Source organism: Proteus sp. GOKU (genome assembly GCF_015475555.1).
Classification (GTDB): Bacteria; Pseudomonadota; Gammaproteobacteria; order Enterobacterales; family Enterobacteriaceae; genus Proteus; species Proteus mirabilis_B.
This window is the reverse complement of the sequence record NZ_CP034105.1, coordinates 3,049,225-3,068,377: the sequence shown is the minus strand read 5'-3', so window position 1 is coordinate 3,068,377 and position 19,153 is coordinate 3,049,225. Positions and strand designations below refer to the sequence as shown.

The following is a 19,153-nucleotide window of genomic DNA, read 5'->3' as shown; positions in this document are numbered from 1 at the left end:
TAACGTTTAATAATTGTAGATATTATTTTTCAATAATTACTTGTAAATCTTGCATAGTATTATTTAATTCTTCTTTTTTTTGTTGCTTAATAAGTTCTGATATTTGATTAACTAAATAATATGTTGGAGGAGGGAGTTTAGTTATATCTATAGGAGTTTCTTTTCCTGTCGATAAGTCTACAAATATAATTCCATATAAAGGTTTATATGCTATACCTAGTAGTATTATTGTATCTAAATAACTAGATGTTCCTTCAGGTTGCATAATTAATTGCATTGATTTATTTGATTTGTAACCAAAGTAGATCATTCTTGATAAAAAATAACTACTAAAAGGCTCACGAATACCACTTTCAGAGTGCATAAACCATGCACGGGAATCATGTATTTGATCATCAAGCAAACTAATAACGTTTTTAAGGTCTACATCTTGAGTTATTTTTCTCATTGATAAAGACATTATTTTTTTAAATATGATACTACTAATCGCTTTTAAGCTTAAGTATTCTTGCCTTTCATCTTGAGTTGTAGCTATGTAAACAAGCTTATTAGTAGATTGAAATGCTTTTAGTAAATCTGATTTTAATATAACGTCAGATGGAAATGTTATTTCAGGGGCATTTTGACATTTTTCTAGATTTGTTTGGTATATTGATGAGCTTTCACCATGTACTTTTTTAAACCATTGTGCTTCTTGTTGACATTCTACTTTTGATTTTTGGTTTATTTTTATTAGAGGTGTAGGTCTGGATACTCCTTTTAAATCTTCTAATTCAAATTTAAATTCTAAAGATGCCTCCCATAACTGACCTCTAGCATTTGTTGCATCAAAAAGTGGTGGCCCTATATTTTTATCACTTGGTTTCCAATTAGAAAGGTCGGTTATTGTCTTTTTTTCTTTATCTCTGAGTGATGTTTTCTCAGCTATATCTTTTGCTTTTTTCTCATATTCTAGAGCTAACACAGCTGTAGCTTGTCTTGAAAATTTAGCATTATAAGGTTCGACTGAAATGTCAGGGTGTTGCGGTGCATTTGTAAAAAATGGTTGATACGTTAAATTAATTTCTTCACTTTGTTTTGTACCATAGCGGCCAATTCTCCAGGCTGTGATTAAAATAAGCTGAATTTCCATAGCATATTCTAAAGTACTCATGACAAAACGTGGAGGTATAAAACATAAGGTTTCATTACTAGTAGCAGTAATATGATTAGATAAAGCAAACTGTTCAGGTAAAGTATAGTTTCGCCAAGAATTGAATTTATTAACTAAATCTTCTGATATTGCAAATTCTTTTAGAGTTGATTGAGATATTATCCGAAAAGAATATTCATTTTTAATTTCTGGTAATTGTATAAGAATATCTTCTCTAATCGCTAATGGTGCTCCTGCATCGATTGCCGCTGCATACATATCATGTAATGTGATTTGTGATAATAATTCTTTATGGTGATTCCTTGCTTTACCTTGGTCGCCTGGTGGATAACCTCCACCAATATCAGAGTGTACTCCTGGGTAAATGACTTCAACAGAATTCAAGGGATAATGGCCTTCAGGTGCCCGAATTGAGTCAACAGTAAAACATTGTCTCTGTTCATGGGCGGCAACAAGATGACAAACATTTTTGACAAGTGACGACTTTGGCAACTGCTGTGTACCACTTGCCCAACCATTATGTCCTGTAGCACCAGGTACTACATTAGCTAACCCCACTGCGGCAACAGTGTCAAATAAACCTAGAAATTCAACGGAAACAGGTAAACTATAAATGGTTCCCAAAGGACACGGTTTTTTCCATGCGTGAGGTAACTCTTCAAAATGATAATTTAAAAATTGATTAAGCCAGTAAACAAAAGTACGTGCTTCTGCTGCACCTCGAGAAAATCCATAAGCGTAAATTTTTAAAGCGACAATATGCGGTTTTACTTTAGATATTTTCCATTTTAAAGGTTTAAGAAAATCGTTTAATGGTTTGACGGGATTATAGGTTTTATTAAATTTACTGTATGCGGAACCAACGATTAATCCTAGGCTACCCATAGCGGCGGCTCCAGTGGCACCATAAAAAGTATCAGTAGAGTCTAGATCGGTATTTATCATTGATTCAAAATTTAAATCTGTACTCATTTCTTTAAGTAAGGCTCGTTTATCTGCTAAAGAGAGACCATCACCGGTTACTGCATGGTAAATAGCATCACAAACTTGAATTAATCCCCAACTTATTCGAGCTTCGCCACCGGTTGCAAAAATTAATCCATCAGAATAGTACTCATCAGTGCCGATATCTGGAAAAGGGGTACCAACACCAGGAATATAATAACTATAGAAACCCTTATTCTTAACTTCATTCTTTTCAGGAGAAGAGGCATGATAAAGCTTAGCAACATTAGAGGGATGAGGTGGAGTTGACGCCTCAGTATCATTATAATTATTATTATTTGTACCATCAAAAAATAAACTCACGTGTAATGTTTTACAACATAACGCTTTTTTTTGTTTTTTAGCGTTTTGATAATATTCTATTTCTTTATTTGTTAGTTTTTCATGATTATCACGAATTTGTTTCTGAGTAAGTTCTAAGCGCCCATCTTTAGGAAATAAGGGAGGAGCCCAACAAGGATCACCTTGTGATCTTATGGTTGAAATAGCTTTAGTGGCTTCTGCTTCTATAGTTTCAATAAAAATGGAGTTTACTTGCTTGGACATGTTTCTGGTTCCTCCATATCATCGGGTTCATTGACTGGATAGTCAGGGTGTCCCCATGATTTGCAAGACAAGGTGATCTTGACTTCTTGGCAGGGAAGAAAATGCACTTTGACATCACAGGGGTCGTCATATTCGGGAATTTCTACCATTTTGCTATAACGACGGTAATTGGCCTCATGTAACCTCATATATTCATCGTAGTAAGGATCGCTAAACTTGGGAATATCACCAGGGTAAGCATTGGGATCGACCTCCCATTCCACTTTGACCCATTGATTCGGCGTCCATTTGGCAGGCACGACAATACAACAGGTTCCCCCCCCCCCTTTGCCATAATAGCCATTGACCATAAACCAATTTACAGAGGTACCTTTGACATGGTTAAACCCGTGTAAATTCCCAGCAAGGTAGTCATCTTGTGGTTTTTTCTTGGGGAAAAACAGTGAGCTCACGGCAACAATGACAAGAATAACACCAATGACAATAACTTTTTTACGGGTTATTTTTTCGAGCATATTGCAGGCTCCTCCATCTTTGTTGGAACCGAAATAGGGTAATTAGGGTGTCCTGGGGAATAACAAGATAATGTGATCCGAACCTCTTGGCAGGGAAGAAAATGCACTTTAACATCGCAAGGATCGTCATACTCAGGAATTTCTACCATTTTGCTATAGCGACGATAATTTGCTTCATGTAGCTTCATATATTCATCGTAAGTAGGATCATTAAATTCAGGAATATCACCAGGGTAAGCATTGGGATCGACCTCCCATTCCACTTTGACCCATTGATTCGGCGTCCATTTGGCGGGCACGACAATACAACAGGTTCCGCCACCCCCTTTGCCATAATATCCATTGACCATGAACCAATTTACAGAAGTACCTTTGACATGATTAAACCCGTGTAAATTCCCAGCAAGGTAGTCATCTTGTGGTTTTTTCTTGGGAAACAACAGTGAGCTCACAGCAACAATGGTAAGAATAACACCAACGACAATAACTTTTTTACGGGTTATTTTTTCGAGCATATTGCAGGCTCCTCCATCTTTGTTGGAACCGAAATAGGGTAATTAGGGTGTCCTGGGGAATAACAAGATAATGTGATCCGAACCTCTTGGCAGGGAAGAAAATGCACTTTCACATCACAGGGGTCGTCATATTCGGGAATTTCTACCATTTTGCTATAATGACGGTAATTGGCTTTATGTAACCTCATATATTCTTTGTAGTAAGGATCATTAAATTTAGGAATATCACCAGGGTAAGCATCGGGATCGACCTCCCATTCCACTTTGACCCATTGATTCGGCGTCCATTTGGCGGGCACGACAATACAACAGGTTCCGCCACCCCCTTTGCCATAATAGCCATTGACCATAAACCAATTTACAGAAGTACCTTTGACATGATTAAACCCGTGTAAATTCCCAGCAAGGTAGTCATCTTGTGGTTTTTTCTTGGGGAAAAACAGTGAGCTCACCACAATAACGATGAATGTGAAAATAATTATAGTGAGCGTTTTACGAGTCATTTTGGCGATAGATCTTAGTTATTGTTAGTTTGGCAACTCATCACTAAAACTCAATGTAATACCTTCTTCTTCATTAAAACCTAAAATGACATATTGTGATTTTTCAGCATTGGCTTGGCGTAAAAGGAGTTGCTGGCTAAGAATAGGGAGAATTTGTTGATTAAGCAGGCTATCGATATTTCTCGCACCTGTATCTGGTAATAAACAGGCATCTACAATGGTGTCGTAGAGAGTTTCTTCGACAATACCTGTTAATCGATAGTGAGTGTAAAGTCGCTTGATCACATTTTTTAATTTCATCTCAACAATAATGCGTAGTGCCGTTGCATCAAGAGGACGGTAAATTAATGTTTGGAAACGAGCCAGTAGTGCGGGTTGAAAATGGTCACGTAAAATAGGGCGCAGTGTCTCTTGTAAATCGCTATCTGTACTTAATGGTGACTCTTCCAGTTGTTGCATTAAATAATCACTGCCTAAATTTGCAGTCATTAAAATAACGGTATTACGAAAATCAATTTCACGACCTTCACCATCACGCATAAAGCCTCTATCAAATACTTGATAGAAAAGATTTAGAACATCGCGATGTGCTTTTTCAACTTCATCTAATAACACAATGCTATAAGGGCGTTTTCTTACTGCTTCGGTTAATACACCACCTTGACCGTATCCAACATAACCTGGAGGTGAGCCTTTTAATTGGCTGACTGTATGTGCTTCTTGATATTCAGACATATTGATAGTGATTAGGGATTTTTGACCGCCAAACAGACATTCTGCCAGCGCAATGGCTGATTCTGTTTTACCTACACCACTTGGACCCACTAATAAAAATACGCCTTGAGGACCGTTTTCAGACACTAATCCTGTTCTAGATGCACGCAGACGTTGTGCTAATGCGAGTAAAGCACTGTCTTGTCCAACAACGTATTTTGATAAGTTACTCTCTAGCTCTAACAAGCCGATTTGTTCATCTTTAAGAAGGCTTGAAAGTGGAACGCCTGTCCAATCAGCAATAACCGTTGCCACTGTGCGAACGTCTACATCAGGGTTTAAAAGTGGTGCTTCTTGTTGTAATTGTGAGAGTTGTTGCTGTAACAGTGCAGATGTTGCGGTATTTTCGGGATCTTGTCTGCTTTCAATTAGCTGACAGATAATCTCTTTTTCTTGCTCAAAACGCTGTTCTAAGGCTTCAAGTTGAAGTGCTAATTGGGCATCTTGAGAAGATAAATCAGATAACTTGGTTTGATTGGTTAAATTACCAATAGTGATGTCATCAAGTATCGCTTTTTGTTCTAGTTCAAGTGCATAACGTTTGGCTTTAATACGGGTGAGTTCTTCAGGTAAGGTGTCTAAACTCATTCGAATACGCGCACTGGCAGTATCAAGTAAATCAACAGCTTTATCAGGAAGTTGGCGACCCGTTAAATAACGACGAGATAAGGTGACGGCTGCTTTTACTGCATCATCAGTGATGTGTACGCCGTGATATTTGGCATAACGGGATTTTAATCCTCGTAACATTAAAAAGGCTTTTTCATCATCAGGCTCGTCAACTTTAACGATTTGAAAACGACGTTCTAATGCAGCATCACGTTCAAAATATTGTTTGTATTCTGACCAAGTGGTTGCCGCGATAGTCCGTAATTCACCGCGAGCCAATGCGGGTTTTAATAAGTTAGCGGCATCGGCACCACCGGCTTGATTACCTGCACCAATAATTGTATGCGCTTCATCGATAAAAAGTAGAATTGGTGAGGGTGATTGTTGAACGGCATCGATAACGTTTTTTAAACGCTGTTCAAACTCACCTTTTACTCCCGCCCCCGCTTGTAATAGACCTAAATCTAGAGTGCGTAATGAGGTAGTTTGTAAACTGATAGGAACATTTTTTTCAGCAATACGTAATGCTAATCCTTCAACAAGTGCGGTTTTACCTACACCGGGCTCTCCAACAAGAATAGGGTTGTTTTTACGGCGACGAGAGAGAATATCGACCATTTGACGAATTTCATCATCTCGACCAAATACAGGATCAATTTCACCCAGTCGCGCTTTTTCTGTCACATCAAGAGTGAATTTATTTAATACCGCCTGTAATGCATCACTAAGAGTATGACCAATTACGGCGTTATCTGTCGTTGAAGATGGAGTATTGGTTTCATTATTTTCAGCAAGGGGGGCTTCAGGTAAATGATTATGTGAAGCTAATTGTTGAATTTCTGGCCTTTCATCAGATTGAGCATCAAGTAGAGGTCTTAATCGTTGTAGTTGTGTCTCACCTAATGTCATTAAAGGCCAAAGTGCATCAAGTGGAACTAATGCTGGTTGTTTAGTCATCGTATGCAATAAGTGCACACTGCGGATTTGTTCGATATCTTCATCAAGAGAAGCAATGACCCATGCATTTTTAATTAATTCTAATAAGGTTTTGGATAATTGAGGTCGGCTACGTACAGAGCGGGGCAATTTATCAATCGCATCAAGTAAGCTTTGCCAAAGTGCAGATAAATCCCATTCGTAGCGACGTGCTAATACAGTGATATCACTTTCACCAAGTTCTAGAATTTTTAATAGCCAGTGTTCAATAGTTACTTCTGCGTGGGCACGGGTTTGGCATAATGAGGCAGCCGCTTCTAGCGCTTTTGCACAATAAGGATTTAACCGACGCAATAGCATGACAGATTGATTTTCCATGTTCTCTCCCAGTAATGAAGTCCCTATTGAGGGAATTTAGGTACGCTACCGCCCTTAGCCGTAGACCGAGGCTCATAAGGCATACTCGTCATATTTCAAGTTGTAGCGTTGTTGACTATGCTCACTCGCACTAGTCACATACTTCTGATACTCGTCATATTTCAAGTTGTAGCGTTGTTGACTGCACTCACTCGTGCTAGTCACATACTTTTGTATGCTCCTAGCAACTCATTCATTTGTCGCCTAGCTACACCTCGAACTATTTAGAGTATTTATTTGTTAAATTTTGAGTTATAACGCTTTACAATAATTGGTAGTTAAAACAGGCGGTTAACCGCCTGTTTGTTTCGATTTTACGCAGTAGCGCGTTCATTCCATGAATCTGAATGAATGATATTTCCGTCTTTGTAAGTCCAAGTGATTTTTTCGTAACGCAATTCAACTTCTTCGAGGTGATTGTGTTTTTCTTTAGTCGGATCTTTGATGTTGTGCATCTTAGGAGCCACTTTGACTACCTTGACGTTTTCAAGCGTAGTATTGAAATATTCAACTTCTTGACCTGCATCATCGATGCGATACCACTTAAACTCTGCTTTTTTCAACGTTTGCCCAGTTGTAACCGCCTTGTATAAATACGGGCTGGATGCATCAATTTCTTTTACGAAGATAAATGGAGTATGGATACGTGTACCGGTTAATTTGCCAGTATTGTTATCTGTTGGAATGTACAAGTTGTGATCTTGAGCGACGACTTCGATACTGCCTTCACGATCTTGAACATTAACAGAACCTTTGATGTCCGCATTACCGTCATCTTTCAACCAGAGGTATACAGGAATAGCCATAATTACATCTCCTTTCTAAGGTTTAGTTGCCACCATCCTTCAGTGGCGTAAGGTCATCAGCTAATACCTGACAAGCATCAGCTTGAGGTATCAGGCGAATTTCAACTCGACGATTACGAGCCCGACCATCGAGTGTTGAGTTGTCTGCAACAGGCTGATGCTGACCATATCCTTGCACTGCAAAGCAAGATGGTGCGATATCGCTGGTTTTGATCATCCAATCACGCACGGCTTCAGCTCGTTTAAGAGAAAGTTTTTGGTTTAAATCAGGATTACCGGTGTTGTCGGTGTACCCTGAAATGACAATTAACCAGCCTGGTTTGGCTTTTATATTGATAAGCGCATCAACAAGTACTTTGGTGGCCTCATTTTTTAATTCGTATTGACCCGATGCGAAGAGGGCAAGGCTATCTAACGTCACCATTTCAGGAACTTCTTGCACGATGATAGGAGCTGGTGGCAGTGGTGGAGCCCATGAACTAAGCAAGGCGTGCAAATAAGGTAAGATGTTATTGCCTTGATATAACGCTAAAGAGTAGCGAGCAGGAATACCTTCTCGTTGCCAATGAGAGAGAAACGTTGCATCTGAAAGTAACTGTTGATAAGCCACTTTTTTAGGTTCTAAATTTTCATCAGTAATGCTTTTAAAGTGGTTGATATCATGACTGTTATCGTAAATTAATTGCTTGTTATGATGGTAGCTACCAGAGAGAGCACCAATAAGAAATAACCCACAAATTACGCCAACAACACCAAAGGTCGTTTCTATTTTTAGTAAATTGACATCGTGAGAAAGTTTATTAATCACAATGTCTGGTAGTGGTAATTCGTCGCTGTTATTTGATGCTTTGGTAATAGTCGGAGATAACGTGGTTTTATGGTGAATAAATTGAGCCCAGCTGTTATCTGAAATGGTAGGTACGGTCGTAAATTGCATTGCCCAAGCAACAGGGATCAGGCTTGGAGCACCAGATTGAGCAACAGTAAGCAAAGGAATAAATTCACTTTTTAACCAAGCAAGTAATTGATCAAGCCAAAGTGCCATGGTGAGCTGGTTTTCGGTTTGTTCAGTATTTTGTGATAACCATGTTGAAACAGGTTGGGTCGCTAGATTGTCAGAGATAACCAGTAATTCTGGTTGGTCACTTAAATAGGTTATCCATGGTGTAGTGTCATCAAAATGTGAATTGAGGTAATTAACTGGGGAGTTAAGATAAAGCGTCACCCAAAAAGGTAATGTTTTACCTGCTTTTTTATTGCTTTCATGAATAGCGCGACGCCAATTAAGTGTTTCTTGAGTCACTTCTTCTTGTTGTAATTGTTGTTCAGGTAATAAGGCGTATAACAGTGACAATTGGCGTAATTGTAAGGGAGCAATATCAACAATATGTTGAGTGATGTTGATCAAATCGATAGGAGAAGAGGCACAAATATACCAACCTTTAGCTGTCTCTCGATAGGTTTGATTTTCATGAAAAAGAGCTTGTGATTGACCACAAACAATAATAACTGCACCTTGATAGTTATCAGGAGGAAGCTGGCTTGTAAGTGCATCTTTAAGGTAAGGAGCACTTTTTTGTTGGCGGAAAAACCAAACACATAAAGTCAGTGTGACGATACAAATAAAGGCCGTCAGAAAAAAGGAGATCTCTTTACCAAAAGACCAAAATCCCCAAAGCAACCACAATAATAAGCTTGCTGAAAACAATGTAATACACTGTTTTATCCTATTTTTTTGCATCACTTTCCTTGAGTTACCCATTGTTGAAGTAAATTTTCTAATGACACAGAAAAGCCCCACCACAGCATTGCAATCACCACAATTCCCCCAAACCAACCAAGCCAATAAATATGGCGACGATTCATTCGATGTTTGGGTTTCATCACTAAAGGTAAATCACTTGATAGTGCATAGGCGGGAAGTTGAGTATTAAGTAACTCAATAATTTGTTCTCGTTCGGGTGCATCGGTTTGGCGATATTTACCAACAAAACCCAGAGTGATCACACGGTGAAAACAGATAAGTACATCATTGTTGGGTGCGGGTTCATTTAATAGATCACGTAACCTATCCCACAGTTTGTCGCCAGCTTCTAACGTATTGAAATACTTAGCTTGTAATGGAGATTGTATCCACTGTAAATAACCATCATCGCGCTCAGTTCGGTTCATCACGCTTTCATCAATTAAAGCGCATTGTGCATAAAGCATGTTTTCAATGGCTGATTGGGAATAGCCTTTTTCTACGAGCTGTTGGCGTGTTTTATCAATATGTTCACAGACGCGCCGATAGAACGCTTTACCATCAGTAATTTCGGCACCTTGGCGTAGCTGACATACCATTAACCAAGTATCAGCAAAAAGCATATCAATCATGTTATTTTTAGCTGTTCTTGTATTCGTTATCATGAGCGAAGCACCGCAAAAAGTTCGAGTTGAATTTCACCTAATGTTCCCGGTACATAAAAGGCACAGTGACCTGATCCCAACATGGCTTGACCTGCTGGGTTATTAAGCTCAAGGGCAAAATAGTGATTTTCTAAACGCAGAGGGATAGCCGCAGGAACATGTGTTAACGGTTGTAATGGAATACCGTTAAGTGCCACGTTAACCACACTGGCAACATCGTCATTACTACCTGCTTTGCAAAGCAATGGAAATTGAGTGATCAATAAATGAGCTGGCAACGCAGAACGCACGGAAAGATAGAAATCGGCGTCTTCGCGTAGGCGAGGATCATGCAGTTCACCACGCCAGAAAGGTCCTTCTTTATCAAGCGCAATACTAATCACACGTGAAGGTAAACTCGCTTCTAATAGGGTATTAAGTAAGCTAAATAAAGGTGGGAAAACCTGTTCAGGGGATGAGTGTTGATAAAGAGGAATATCACCATTTTCATGATCGAGTGAAAATGTCAGTAGTGCACCCGCTAAACGTACTAATTCACGATAAAGAAGTTCAGGGTGGCGCCCCATTGATGATAGTAATTCGCTTAATACTGGTTCAGCGCTATTAATCGCATTTAGTAGCCAAAAAAGCGAGACATCAGCAACCGCAAAATCTGCCATTTGCTCATTATTTTCGCGACGCATAGTCATTAGGCGACGGCGCTTTGCGACTAAGCGGTGCATGAATTCTGAAAACAATATGGTTAATTCAGGGCTTGCACTACAACTTAATAATGGGGGAATAAAATGCTTATCTATTTCCCATGCACCTTGTGCATTACGAATTAATCGAGCAACAGGGCAAGTCATATATGCGCTATTTTCTTCATGGGCATAACGCAAAGTAATACTATGTCGTAATACAGCGATGTCAGTTTGTTCTTGCCCAATTAAATCTTGGACTTTCATCCACTCTTGATAGAACTGTTGTGGTCTATCAGAGCGTCCCTCTTGCATAAGATTACCACCATTGGCTTGCAATAAAGGTAAGGCAAGAACGATATCAAGTGTTTGATGTTGAGAGTAATGGCTGAGTTCATTGACTGGCGGTAAATTGTCAGCCAGCGTTGTATCAATTAGGGTGCCATCGGGAAAACGAACGATGAGTTTTTGTGCGCTAAGGCGAGAAATCGTTAAGGCACTTTCATCAAATTCAGCACAAATAACGCCCCATGCTGATGCAATCGTCATATTGGCGATGGTGCTAATGAGATAGCTATCCCATCTTGCTTGTTGTTGAAATTGCTGAGGAGCCAAAAAGGCCCCATCACTCCAGAGGGGGCGGTATATTTTCATCCGTGCTTCACCTTATGCTTTCGCTTTTGGCATTTGAGATACTAACGAGAGATCCACATCCATTCCTTCCACTTGGAAGTGCGGAACGGCGTACAGTTTCACTCTGAAAAAGCCTGGATTATCTTCAATATCTTCTACAACCACTTTGGCGTCGCGAAGTGGGTGAGAGGCTTGTAAGTCATCACTTGGATCAGTCATTTCAGTAACTAAACTACGAACCCAATTATTTAATTCGAGCTCTAATAAGCGACGATCTTTTGTGGTACCGATATTTTCACGCTGAATTAATTTCAGATAATGAGCAATTCGTGAAAGGAGGAAAATATAAGGTAAGCGTGCATTGATACGGCTATTAGCTGTTGCATCAGCCGTTTCATAAATAGCGGGTTTTTGTGCTGAATTTGCAGAGAAGAAACAAGAGTAATCACGGTTTTTATAGTAAGACAACGGAATAAAACCGAGGTTGGCAAATTCAAACTCTCGTGTTTCAGGGATCATGACTTCGGATGGAATTTTGACCTGACTTCCTGTTCCTAAATCATAAAGATGAATAGGTAAATCTTTTACCGCACCGCCAGCCTGAGGACCACGGATTTGTACACACCAACCATTATTAATAAAGCTTTTAACCATATTGGCAGCAAAAGCAAAGGTCGCATTTGTCCACAAATATTTCTCATGGTCTGGGCCTTTTACTTCTTCAATATAGTTAAAACTGCGTACAGGAACAGTTTCTGGGCCATAAGGAAGACGACCTAAAACACGAGGCATTGTTAAACCAATGTAGCGGGCATCGTCAGAATCGCGGAAAGATTTCCATTTGATATATTCAGCACGGTCAAAGTAGTTGCTGATGTCTTTAATGGCAGCGACTTCTTCCATAGAGTCTTTACCAAAAAATGCAGGGCCAACTGAGCCAACAAATGGCATATGAGCAGATGCTGATATTTTTGCAATATTGCGTAACAGAGCAATATCTTGAGGACTACGATCAAACTCATAATTAGAGATGATTGCTGCAATAGGCTCACCACCAGGAGTGTCGTACTCTTCAATATAAGTGTGGTGATAAAGACCACTTTGAATCGTTTCTGGACAATCTTCGAAATCTTGTCGTAAATCGTTTTTGGCAACATCCAGAAGTTCAATTTTTACATTTTGACGAAAATCAGTGCGATCAACTAAGAATTTTAATCCACGCCATGCTGATTCAATTTTTTGAAATTCTTCGTGATGCATGACTTCATCAAGTTGTTCACTAATTTGTCTGTCTAAATCAGCGATGTGATGATCGAGTAGATTTCTATCTAAGCGTTCAATTTTTTGACCTGAAGATTTTAATCGGTCGAGAAAAACTTGAACGGCAACAGTAACGCGCTCATTTGCTGTTGTATCTGCCAGAGCACTATTGTCTTGGAAGATATTAATATCACTCACCTGAGAAACGGGTGTGAGGTTGATTTTCTCAAAGAGAGAGGCGTAAACACCGCTATTGGCGGGCTCATCAAGTACAGTTGTTGTACTTTTTGAAATACTTTCGCTATTAACTGACATAAGCATAATCCTGTAATGATAAAACCCAATTAGTCTTTTTTCGGTGCGAGTTGAGATAACTCTTCGCGTAATTCATCACTTAATGCAGGATCTTTAAGGATATTTTCGAGTTCACGACGAAAAGTGATGTTATCAAGGAGGTTAGATTTCAAATCACGTAAGAGATTACGCATTGCCAGCATGGCGCGCAGTTGGGGTATTTGGCGAGCAACTTGTTCTGGTTCAAAGTCTGTCATCTCTTTAAATGACAGATTGATGCTTTCCTCACTACCATCGTTAGCTAATGTGTTTTTTACAGTAAGGTTGACGGAAGGGGAAAATTCAGTAAGAACGCTGTTGAAGTTATTTTTATTAATATTGACCTTTTCTCTTTCTGAAAGAACGCGTTTATCCTTTCCGTTGCTGTAGTCACCAATGGCCAATAGTTTTAAAGGCAACTCAACTTTTTTCTGTGCTCCACCTGTATGTAAGTCGAGTTTTATATTTACCCGCGCTTTAGGAACTTCATTTTGAAAACTATCTGACATAATAAAATCCTTGTATTAAACGAATAAAGGATCTCTTGAGAGTGGGAATATTAAGTAATTTCACTACCAAGAAATTTATCTTAAGGCATACCTCCTTATATTAAACAAAATTAAATAAATCAATTTATCTTAACGTTTTTAAGAGATATCTCTAAAATCAAAATGAAATGGAAAGAAAGGATATTAAGGATTGCTGGAGATATATTCCAAATAAACATCATAATTTGATGTTTATTTTATATATTATTCAAATATTCGATAGTGTGTTTCTATATTGAGCCGTTTTAATTGATTTGATTGGTATATATACATAGTAGATAGGTTTATTGATAACATTAAGTATAATAAAGTGGTGTTACTTTATTTGTGTGTGGATAATAAAAAAAGGAAATAAAGAAATAGAAATGAAGAGAGTGAATTAAAATAAGTGTAATATTTTACACTTATTATTTTATGGTAATTAATACTTATTTTATTAAGTATTAATAGTCAGAATAAAAAGTTTTTACTTGTACTATTATTAAAATATATTGATCTCGAATTGTTACTGTTTTATCTGATTTTTATAATAAATAACTATTTTTATAAACATAAATTAAAATTATTTATTTAATTTTTTATTTCTGATTTATAAAATTAAAAATAATTTATCAATCTACTTATGACAGTATTTTTTACCGTTAAGTTAAACAAAATAAGTGTTAATAATCTTTTTTTGATGAACTAATATAAAGTTTTTTTTATGTATACATAGAGAGAAAGAAGCGGAGAATAATTAATCATTAGATTAGCCTTTTTAGTGTGATAGGGAATGGCTTTAATAGTTATAAAAAAGGGGAGTTAATCCCCTTTATATCGTTAATACTAATTAATTTAGCTATTTTAGATAACCTAACGGCCAGTGTTTGAAATAAATATGATTCGCTTGCCAGTCTACTTTTTCTGTATTGTCGCTTAATAAATGGCGAGCCACCGTAAAGGCAAATTCAAAACTCACACCTAATCCTTTTGCACTGATAAATTTACCATCAACAACAACATCTTGATCAAGATAATGACCATCGTCATATTTATCTGCCAATTTATCGCCTGTGCTGTAATTACGACCTTCAAGAAGATGGTGGGCCGCTAATACTTTTGCTCCAGAAGAGCATAGCGCACAAATATATTTATCTTCGGCAATATGGCGTTTGATAAATTGAATAACTTGCTCGTTAGCGCATAAACGATCTGTACCTTTAGGGCCTCCCGGCATCATTATTGCGTCATAACTGTGAGTCAGTTTTTCAGTTAATAGAAAATCAGCACTGATTTTAGTTTCAAAATACGTATTTAATACCAAAGTATCCATGCAAGAAAGTACATCGACATGAATATCAAGACGGCGCATGATATCAATAAAAACAACAGCTTCACCTTCTTCAAATCCATCAGCTAATAAAACGGCAACCTGTTTCATTTTATTTATCCCTTATGTGTTTTTAGTAATGAGTGGATACTTTGAATATGATTAACAATGGTTTCTTTATCTTGTTTATCAATCGTATCAGCTGTGGCAATCCAACTTCCTCCGCAAGCAACAACTTGTGGAATAGCAAGGTAATCACTCACGTTATTTAAACTAATTCCACCCGTTGGCATAAATTGGGCTTGAGCATAAGGTGCAGCTAATGCTTTGAGCATTTTTACACCACCAGAGGCTTCTGCGGGGAAAAATTTAAGTAAGGTTAAACCTTTTTCAAGAGCAACTTCGATTTGGCTTGGATTGTTAATTCCCGGCACAATATCAATGCCGTTATGCAGACAATAATCGACCGTACTTGGGTTATAACCCGGAGAGATAACGAAGCTTGCTCCAGCTTCTTTTGCTATATCAGCTTGCTGTGCGGTTAATACCGTTCCTGCACACAAAATGAGTTCAGGAAAATGTTCATGCATTAGCTTAATCGCTTTAACTGCCGCAGGAGTACGAAAGGTAATTTCGGCAACAGGTAGTTGATTTTGGGTTAAGATTTCACCCAGCCAGATTGCATCTTCAGCGCGATTAATTTGGATCACGGGGATCACTTTCAGTGATGAAAGAGTATCAACAATTGACTGTGTCATGGTTATCCTTGATTAGAGTGTAGAATGAATCAGTAATTTCATGAGGAATGATGGCGCCATGGTGTTGGATGACGAACCCTGCTAAGGTGTTTCCCCATAAACAGCACGTTGCTAAGCTGTGATTTTGTAGCCAAGCAGCAATAAACGCGGCATTAAAAGAGTCACCAGCGGCGGTGGTATCAATAACAGAGTTAATGGGTTTTGGTGAAATGTAGCCATTGGTTTCACCTTCAGACCAAAATGCACCTTTAGCTCCCAATTTGACAATGACACTCTGATTACCCCATTGATGAAGGCGTTGTGCTATTTCTTGTTCAGTCAAAATAGGTTTTTGCCAAAGCATTTGTTCATCATCACCCGTGACTAAAGCGATATCACTAAGTCTATACAGCTTCTCAAACCACTCTTGTGCATGAGGTATTGAATCCCATAAGCGAGATCGATAGTTTGAATCCACAATTAAGGTGATCCCACGCTGTTTAAGGCGAGTTAATTGCGTGAGTAAAGCTTCTTTCCCTTCTGACGTTAAAATAGCAAGAGAAATTCCGCTGAGATAAATCACACTATTATCAGAAAGTGCATTGAGATGTGCTGCAAAACGGCTATCAGTCGCAATATAACGTGCCGCTGCATCATTACGCCAATAGTGGAAACTACGCTCACCAAAAGCATCAATTTCAATGGCATATAAGCCAGGAAGTTTTTCGGGAAAAGTAATAACAGATTGGCAGTTAATTCCTTCTTCTTCCCATGCTTTTTGCATTAAGGCACTGTAAGTATCAGTGCCTAAACCAGTAATATAGCGAGGATGTAATGAAGGGATTAGTCGTGATAAATATAGTGCTGTATTTAACGTATCACCGCCAAAACGTTGTTGTTGCGGTAAAAAAGGTTGACCACTAAGCTCTATCATACATTCGCCAATAATGGCGACAGTTTTGTTTGTCTTCACAGTTTCCCATCACTTTTACAGACACGAATTTTATCTGCAACCACAGCTTTCATTGCAGTTTTGCCCGGCACAAGGTAATGACGAGGATCACTTGCATCAGGGTTATCTAAGAAGTACTGCTTGATTGCGTTAGAGAAAGCTATTTTTAGTTCAGTTGCGACGTTAACTTTGCAAATACCTAAATCGATACAACGTCGCACATCTGCATCAGGAATACCGGATGCACCATGAAGTACTAAAGGGATGTCTGTTTTTTGACGAATAATTTCTAAGCGATCAAAGTCGAGATGAGGTTCATGTTTGTACATGCCATGTGCTGTACCAATTGCAACAGCTAATGAGTCAATTCCTGTTGCTTTGATAAATTGTACCGCTGAATCAGGATCGGTGAATAGGGCATCTTTTGTATCAACGATAAGATCATCTTCCTGTCCTCCAAGACGACCTAATTCAGCTTCCACAGTGCAATCCCAATGATGGCAGAAATTGACCACTTCTTTGACGATGCGAATATTTTCTTCGAAATGAAAATGAGAGGCATCGATCATCGCGGATCGTACACCTGAAATGACTTTATGACAGATATCAGGAATATCTTCATGGTGATCTAAATGTAGAGCAACAGGGATACGATATTGTTCTGCAGCCTGCTGACAAATAGAGATCAAATAATCACTACCTGCATAAGCAAACGTGCTTGGTGTACCAGCTAAGATAACAGGTGATGCCATCTCAGCTGCCGTTTCCATCACAACTTGAATGGTTTCCAAGTTATGAATATTAAAAGCAGGCACAGCATAATTTTCACGCTGTGCTTTATTGAGCATATTACGAGTAGAAACCAGATACATGTTTGCCTCTCACCTTTCGTTTAATTACGAATAATAATAAACGAAAGAAATAGAAAGGTAAAAGATCTAAATCACATTTTTATTGCCTTCGCACTGAAAGCAAATGAAAGGCAACTAGAAAAAATGTGCCATTTTAGAGCTATAACTGGTGATCCCTTTGCGTAATAAGTTGTTTTTCGGTCGTCTTGACTGTCCTATCACGGTTTCAGCGACTTTTTGTGCTAAGGTCTGTTTTTCTAAACGGCGAGTTAACGGTGTTTGTTTTTCCGTATAATCTTCACAAAAAATGACACTCACTTCTTGTGTTGCTTTCACTCCAGTTACTAAAGCTTGAATAGATGGAATTTCGAAACGAAAGTTATCTTTTTCGATAGGCAAAGGTAGTGAAGGCGTTTGCCATAAATTGATACGGTCAGCGCAATAAAGCGCGATAATTACGGCGCGTAATGACCAAAAACTACTGGCAGGACCACTGTAGTTATCAACTAAACGAGGATCATGAGTAAATAAACCTTGAGTTGGAGCACCATTTTTTAATGCACCTTGAGATATAAAATAACGCAAGCTGCTTTCAAAGGCGCGTTTTGCCTCACCTACTTTTACTGAAGGGCAGTGTAAATCGACACCAGCTAATAATGGAGCAGAAACCGCAAGGCGATAGCAGGCGCTACGACCAAAGAAAGGAATACCTTTTGGCGTCATAAAATAAAGGTAGTGTTGATTAAAGGTATTAAGTGATTGAGTAATAAATGTCGTATCAAATTGAGGATCAATCTGTGCTAGCCAATACAACGAATAGTAAAACCCCCACGCATTGTAGTAATCATAATTACCTTTTGCACCATCACGAAACCATCCATCACCAACATAAAACTCTTTTAATCGTTCATAGCGCCAATGGGCAATCGTGTCTTTTCCTGTGAGTGCTTTAATCACAAATTGGACGGTAAGAGGGAAGAAATGCCAGTTATTATCGACAATCTTGCAGTGATTAACTTGTTCGAACCAAGCAATAATTTGTTGTTGTGTTGCGGGCGTTAATGTATTCCACACCCATTCTCGGCTTATCCAAAGAGTAAGCGCTAAATCAGATGCTTCACAAATTCTCTGATCGTAATCTTCGAGTTTTCCCCAATATCCTTTATGAAGTGGATCAGTACCATGGATAAAGCTTTGTTTGATCATTAAAGGTAAGTTGAAAGGTTGCTGATTTAATCCCATCAGCGTACTTTTTTTGCTACTAACAGTCCATGCAGCAAGTAGAGGAAGTACTCTGCTAACACCTTCAAGAGCATCAGTTCTTGCTGTTTGTTGCCCCGGGCTTCCGGGATAATAAGCATGAGAGTAACCCCAGACTTGGTAATGATGAAAAGCCTGTGTGACATATTGTGTCAGCATTTCGCATAAAGAAAAAAGTGACTGGTTTTCATCATTAAAAAAGTCAGTAATCGTTTTATCATAGCGACGATAAGCAGATTTTCTGACCAATCGTCGAATGATATTCTCCTTAAATAAGCGTTGGTAGATTGCTACATTTGGGTGCTCATAAGGGAGTTTAGGACGTGCTGAAGATGCAATTTCAATAGCCATTTTCGTATCTCAGAAAAAAGACGCATCCTTGCGAAACAAAACGGAAGTTGA

The 19,153-nt window shown here is 38.5% G+C and carries 16 protein-coding genes; all 16 read right to left on the bottom strand.

The window, feature by feature from the left end:
* Nucleotides 1-22 precede the first annotated feature (22 nt).
* The gene (locus tag EHE21_RS14170) at nucleotides 23-2,704 is read right to left on the bottom strand and encodes a T6SS phospholipase effector Tle1-like catalytic domain-containing protein (protein WP_194951000.1); all 2,682 of its coding nucleotides are present in this window, start codon (nucleotides 2,702-2,704) and stop codon (nucleotides 23-25) included.
* Nucleotides 2,689-3,219, bottom strand: coding sequence for a DUF3304 domain-containing protein (locus EHE21_RS14165; RefSeq protein WP_194950999.1), 531 nt, complete (start codon nucleotides 3,217-3,219; stop codon nucleotides 2,689-2,691). The genes EHE21_RS14170 and EHE21_RS14165 overlap by 16 nt, the downstream gene beginning before the upstream one ends.
* Nucleotides 3,204-3,734 (bottom strand): DUF3304 domain-containing protein, encoded by a 531-nt coding sequence (locus EHE21_RS14160; RefSeq protein WP_194950998.1) that lies wholly within the window; start codon nucleotides 3,732-3,734, stop codon nucleotides 3,204-3,206. The genes EHE21_RS14165 and EHE21_RS14160 overlap by 16 nt, the downstream gene beginning before the upstream one ends.
* Nucleotides 3,719-4,237 (bottom strand): DUF3304 domain-containing protein, encoded by a 519-nt coding sequence (locus tag EHE21_RS14155; RefSeq protein WP_194950997.1) that lies wholly within the window; start codon nucleotides 4,235-4,237, stop codon nucleotides 3,719-3,721. Before EHE21_RS14155 ends, EHE21_RS14160 begins: the two co-directional genes overlap by 16 nt.
* A 24-nt stretch (nucleotides 4,238-4,261) precedes the next feature.
* Nucleotides 4,262-6,934: a type VI secretion system ATPase TssH gene (gene tssH, locus EHE21_RS14150; protein ID WP_194950996.1), complete on the bottom strand. Its 2,673-nt coding sequence runs from the start codon at nucleotides 6,932-6,934 to the stop codon at nucleotides 4,262-4,264.
* Between the two features lie 353 nt (nucleotides 6,935-7,287).
* Entirely contained in the window at nucleotides 7,288-7,779 is a 492-nt protein-coding gene (locus EHE21_RS14145; RefSeq protein ID WP_023583757.1) for an Hcp family type VI secretion system effector, read from the bottom strand.
* Nucleotides 7,780-7,801: 22 nt separating this feature from the next.
* Complete coding sequence (locus tag EHE21_RS14140) at nucleotides 7,802-9,520, bottom strand: OmpA family protein (protein ID WP_228766692.1); 1,719 nt, start codon at nucleotides 9,518-9,520, stop codon at nucleotides 7,802-7,804.
* Entirely contained in the window at nucleotides 9,520-10,188 is a 669-nt protein-coding gene (gene tssL / locus EHE21_RS14135; protein WP_194950994.1) for a type VI secretion system protein TssL, short form, read from the bottom strand. The genes EHE21_RS14140 and tssL overlap by 1 nt, the downstream gene beginning before the upstream one ends.
* Nucleotides 10,185-11,522: a type VI secretion system baseplate subunit TssK gene (tssK, locus tag EHE21_RS14130; protein WP_194950993.1), complete on the bottom strand. Its 1,338-nt coding sequence runs from the start codon at nucleotides 11,520-11,522 to the stop codon at nucleotides 10,185-10,187. The genes tssL and tssK overlap by 4 nt, the downstream gene beginning before the upstream one ends.
* Nucleotides 11,523-11,534: 12 nt before the next feature.
* On the bottom strand, nucleotides 11,535-13,082 hold the full coding sequence (tssC, locus tag EHE21_RS14125) for a type VI secretion system contractile sheath large subunit (protein ID WP_194950992.1): 1,548 nt from the start codon (nucleotides 13,080-13,082) through the stop codon (nucleotides 11,535-11,537).
* Nucleotides 13,083-13,105: 23 nt separating this feature from the next.
* The gene (tssB, locus tag EHE21_RS14120) at nucleotides 13,106-13,603 is read right to left on the bottom strand and encodes a type VI secretion system contractile sheath small subunit (RefSeq protein ID WP_088494861.1); all 498 of its coding nucleotides are present in this window, start codon (nucleotides 13,601-13,603) and stop codon (nucleotides 13,106-13,108) included.
* Nucleotides 13,604-14,480: 877 nt separating this feature from the next.
* On the bottom strand, nucleotides 14,481-15,062 hold the full coding sequence (locus tag EHE21_RS14115; protein WP_088494865.1) for a DJ-1/PfpI family protein: 582 nt from the start codon (nucleotides 15,060-15,062) through the stop codon (nucleotides 14,481-14,483).
* 5 nt (nucleotides 15,063-15,067) lie between these two features.
* The gene (locus EHE21_RS14110) at nucleotides 15,068-15,709 is read right to left on the bottom strand and encodes a bifunctional 4-hydroxy-2-oxoglutarate aldolase/2-dehydro-3-deoxy-phosphogluconate aldolase (protein ID WP_194950991.1); all 642 of its coding nucleotides are present in this window, start codon (nucleotides 15,707-15,709) and stop codon (nucleotides 15,068-15,070) included.
* Entirely contained in the window at nucleotides 15,690-16,661 is a 972-nt protein-coding gene (locus EHE21_RS14105; RefSeq protein ID WP_194950990.1) for a sugar kinase, read from the bottom strand. The genes EHE21_RS14110 and EHE21_RS14105 overlap by 20 nt, the downstream gene beginning before the upstream one ends.
* Nucleotides 16,658-17,512 carry a tagatose bisphosphate family class II aldolase gene (locus EHE21_RS14100; RefSeq protein ID WP_194950989.1) on the bottom strand — a complete coding sequence of 285 codons (855 nt, stop codon included), beginning with the start codon at nucleotides 17,510-17,512 and terminating at the stop codon, nucleotides 16,658-16,660. Before EHE21_RS14100 ends, EHE21_RS14105 begins: the two co-directional genes overlap by 4 nt.
* Nucleotides 17,513-17,626: 114 nt before the next feature.
* Nucleotides 17,627-19,102 carry a DUF2264 domain-containing protein gene (locus EHE21_RS14095; protein ID WP_194950988.1) on the bottom strand — a complete coding sequence of 492 codons (1,476 nt, stop codon included), beginning with the start codon at nucleotides 19,100-19,102 and terminating at the stop codon, nucleotides 17,627-17,629.
* Nucleotides 19,103-19,153: the final 51 nt, after the last annotated feature.

What these genes read in the sequence shown, in the direction of transcription:
- EHE21_RS14170 (WP_194951000.1), bottom strand. Translation starts at nt 2,704, where the DNA reads ATGTCCAAGCAAGTAAACTCCATTTTTATTGAAACTATAGAAGCAGAA.
- EHE21_RS14165 (WP_194950999.1), bottom strand. Translation starts at nt 3,219, where the DNA reads ATGCTCGAAAAAATAACCCGTAAAAAAGTTATTGTCATTGGTGTTATT.
- EHE21_RS14160 (WP_194950998.1), bottom strand. Translation starts at nt 3,734, where the DNA reads ATGCTCGAAAAAATAACCCGTAAAAAAGTTATTGTCGTTGGTGTTATT.
- EHE21_RS14155 (WP_194950997.1), bottom strand. Translation starts at nt 4,237, where the DNA reads ATGACTCGTAAAACGCTCACTATAATTATTTTCACATTCATCGTTATT.
- tssH (WP_194950996.1), bottom strand. Translation starts at nt 6,934, where the DNA reads ATGGAAAATCAATCTGTCATGCTATTGCGTCGGTTAAATCCTTATTGT.
- EHE21_RS14145 (WP_023583757.1), bottom strand. Translation starts at nt 7,779, where the DNA reads ATGGCTATTCCTGTATACCTCTGGTTGAAAGATGACGGTAATGCGGAC.
- EHE21_RS14140 (WP_228766692.1), bottom strand. Translation starts at nt 9,520, where the DNA reads ATGCAAAAAAATAGGATAAAACAGTGTATTACATTGTTTTCAGCAAGC.
- tssL (WP_194950994.1), bottom strand. Translation starts at nt 10,188, where the DNA reads ATGATAACGAATACAAGAACAGCTAAAAATAACATGATTGATATGCTT.
- tssK (WP_194950993.1), bottom strand. Translation starts at nt 11,522, where the DNA reads ATGAAAATATACCGCCCCCTCTGGAGTGATGGGGCCTTTTTGGCTCCT.
- tssC (WP_194950992.1), bottom strand. Translation starts at nt 13,082, where the DNA reads ATGCTTATGTCAGTTAATAGCGAAAGTATTTCAAAAAGTACAACAACT.
- tssB (WP_088494861.1), bottom strand. Translation starts at nt 13,603, where the DNA reads ATGTCAGATAGTTTTCAAAATGAAGTTCCTAAAGCGCGGGTAAATATA.
- EHE21_RS14115 (WP_088494865.1), bottom strand. Translation starts at nt 15,062, where the DNA reads ATGAAACAGGTTGCCGTTTTATTAGCTGATGGATTTGAAGAAGGTGAA.
- EHE21_RS14110 (WP_194950991.1), bottom strand. Translation starts at nt 15,709, where the DNA reads ATGACACAGTCAATTGTTGATACTCTTTCATCACTGAAAGTGATCCCC.
- EHE21_RS14100 (WP_194950989.1), bottom strand. Translation starts at nt 17,512, where the DNA reads ATGTATCTGGTTTCTACTCGTAATATGCTCAATAAAGCACAGCGTGAA.
- EHE21_RS14095 (WP_194950988.1), bottom strand. Translation starts at nt 19,102, where the DNA reads ATGGCTATTGAAATTGCATCTTCAGCACGTCCTAAACTCCCTTATGAG.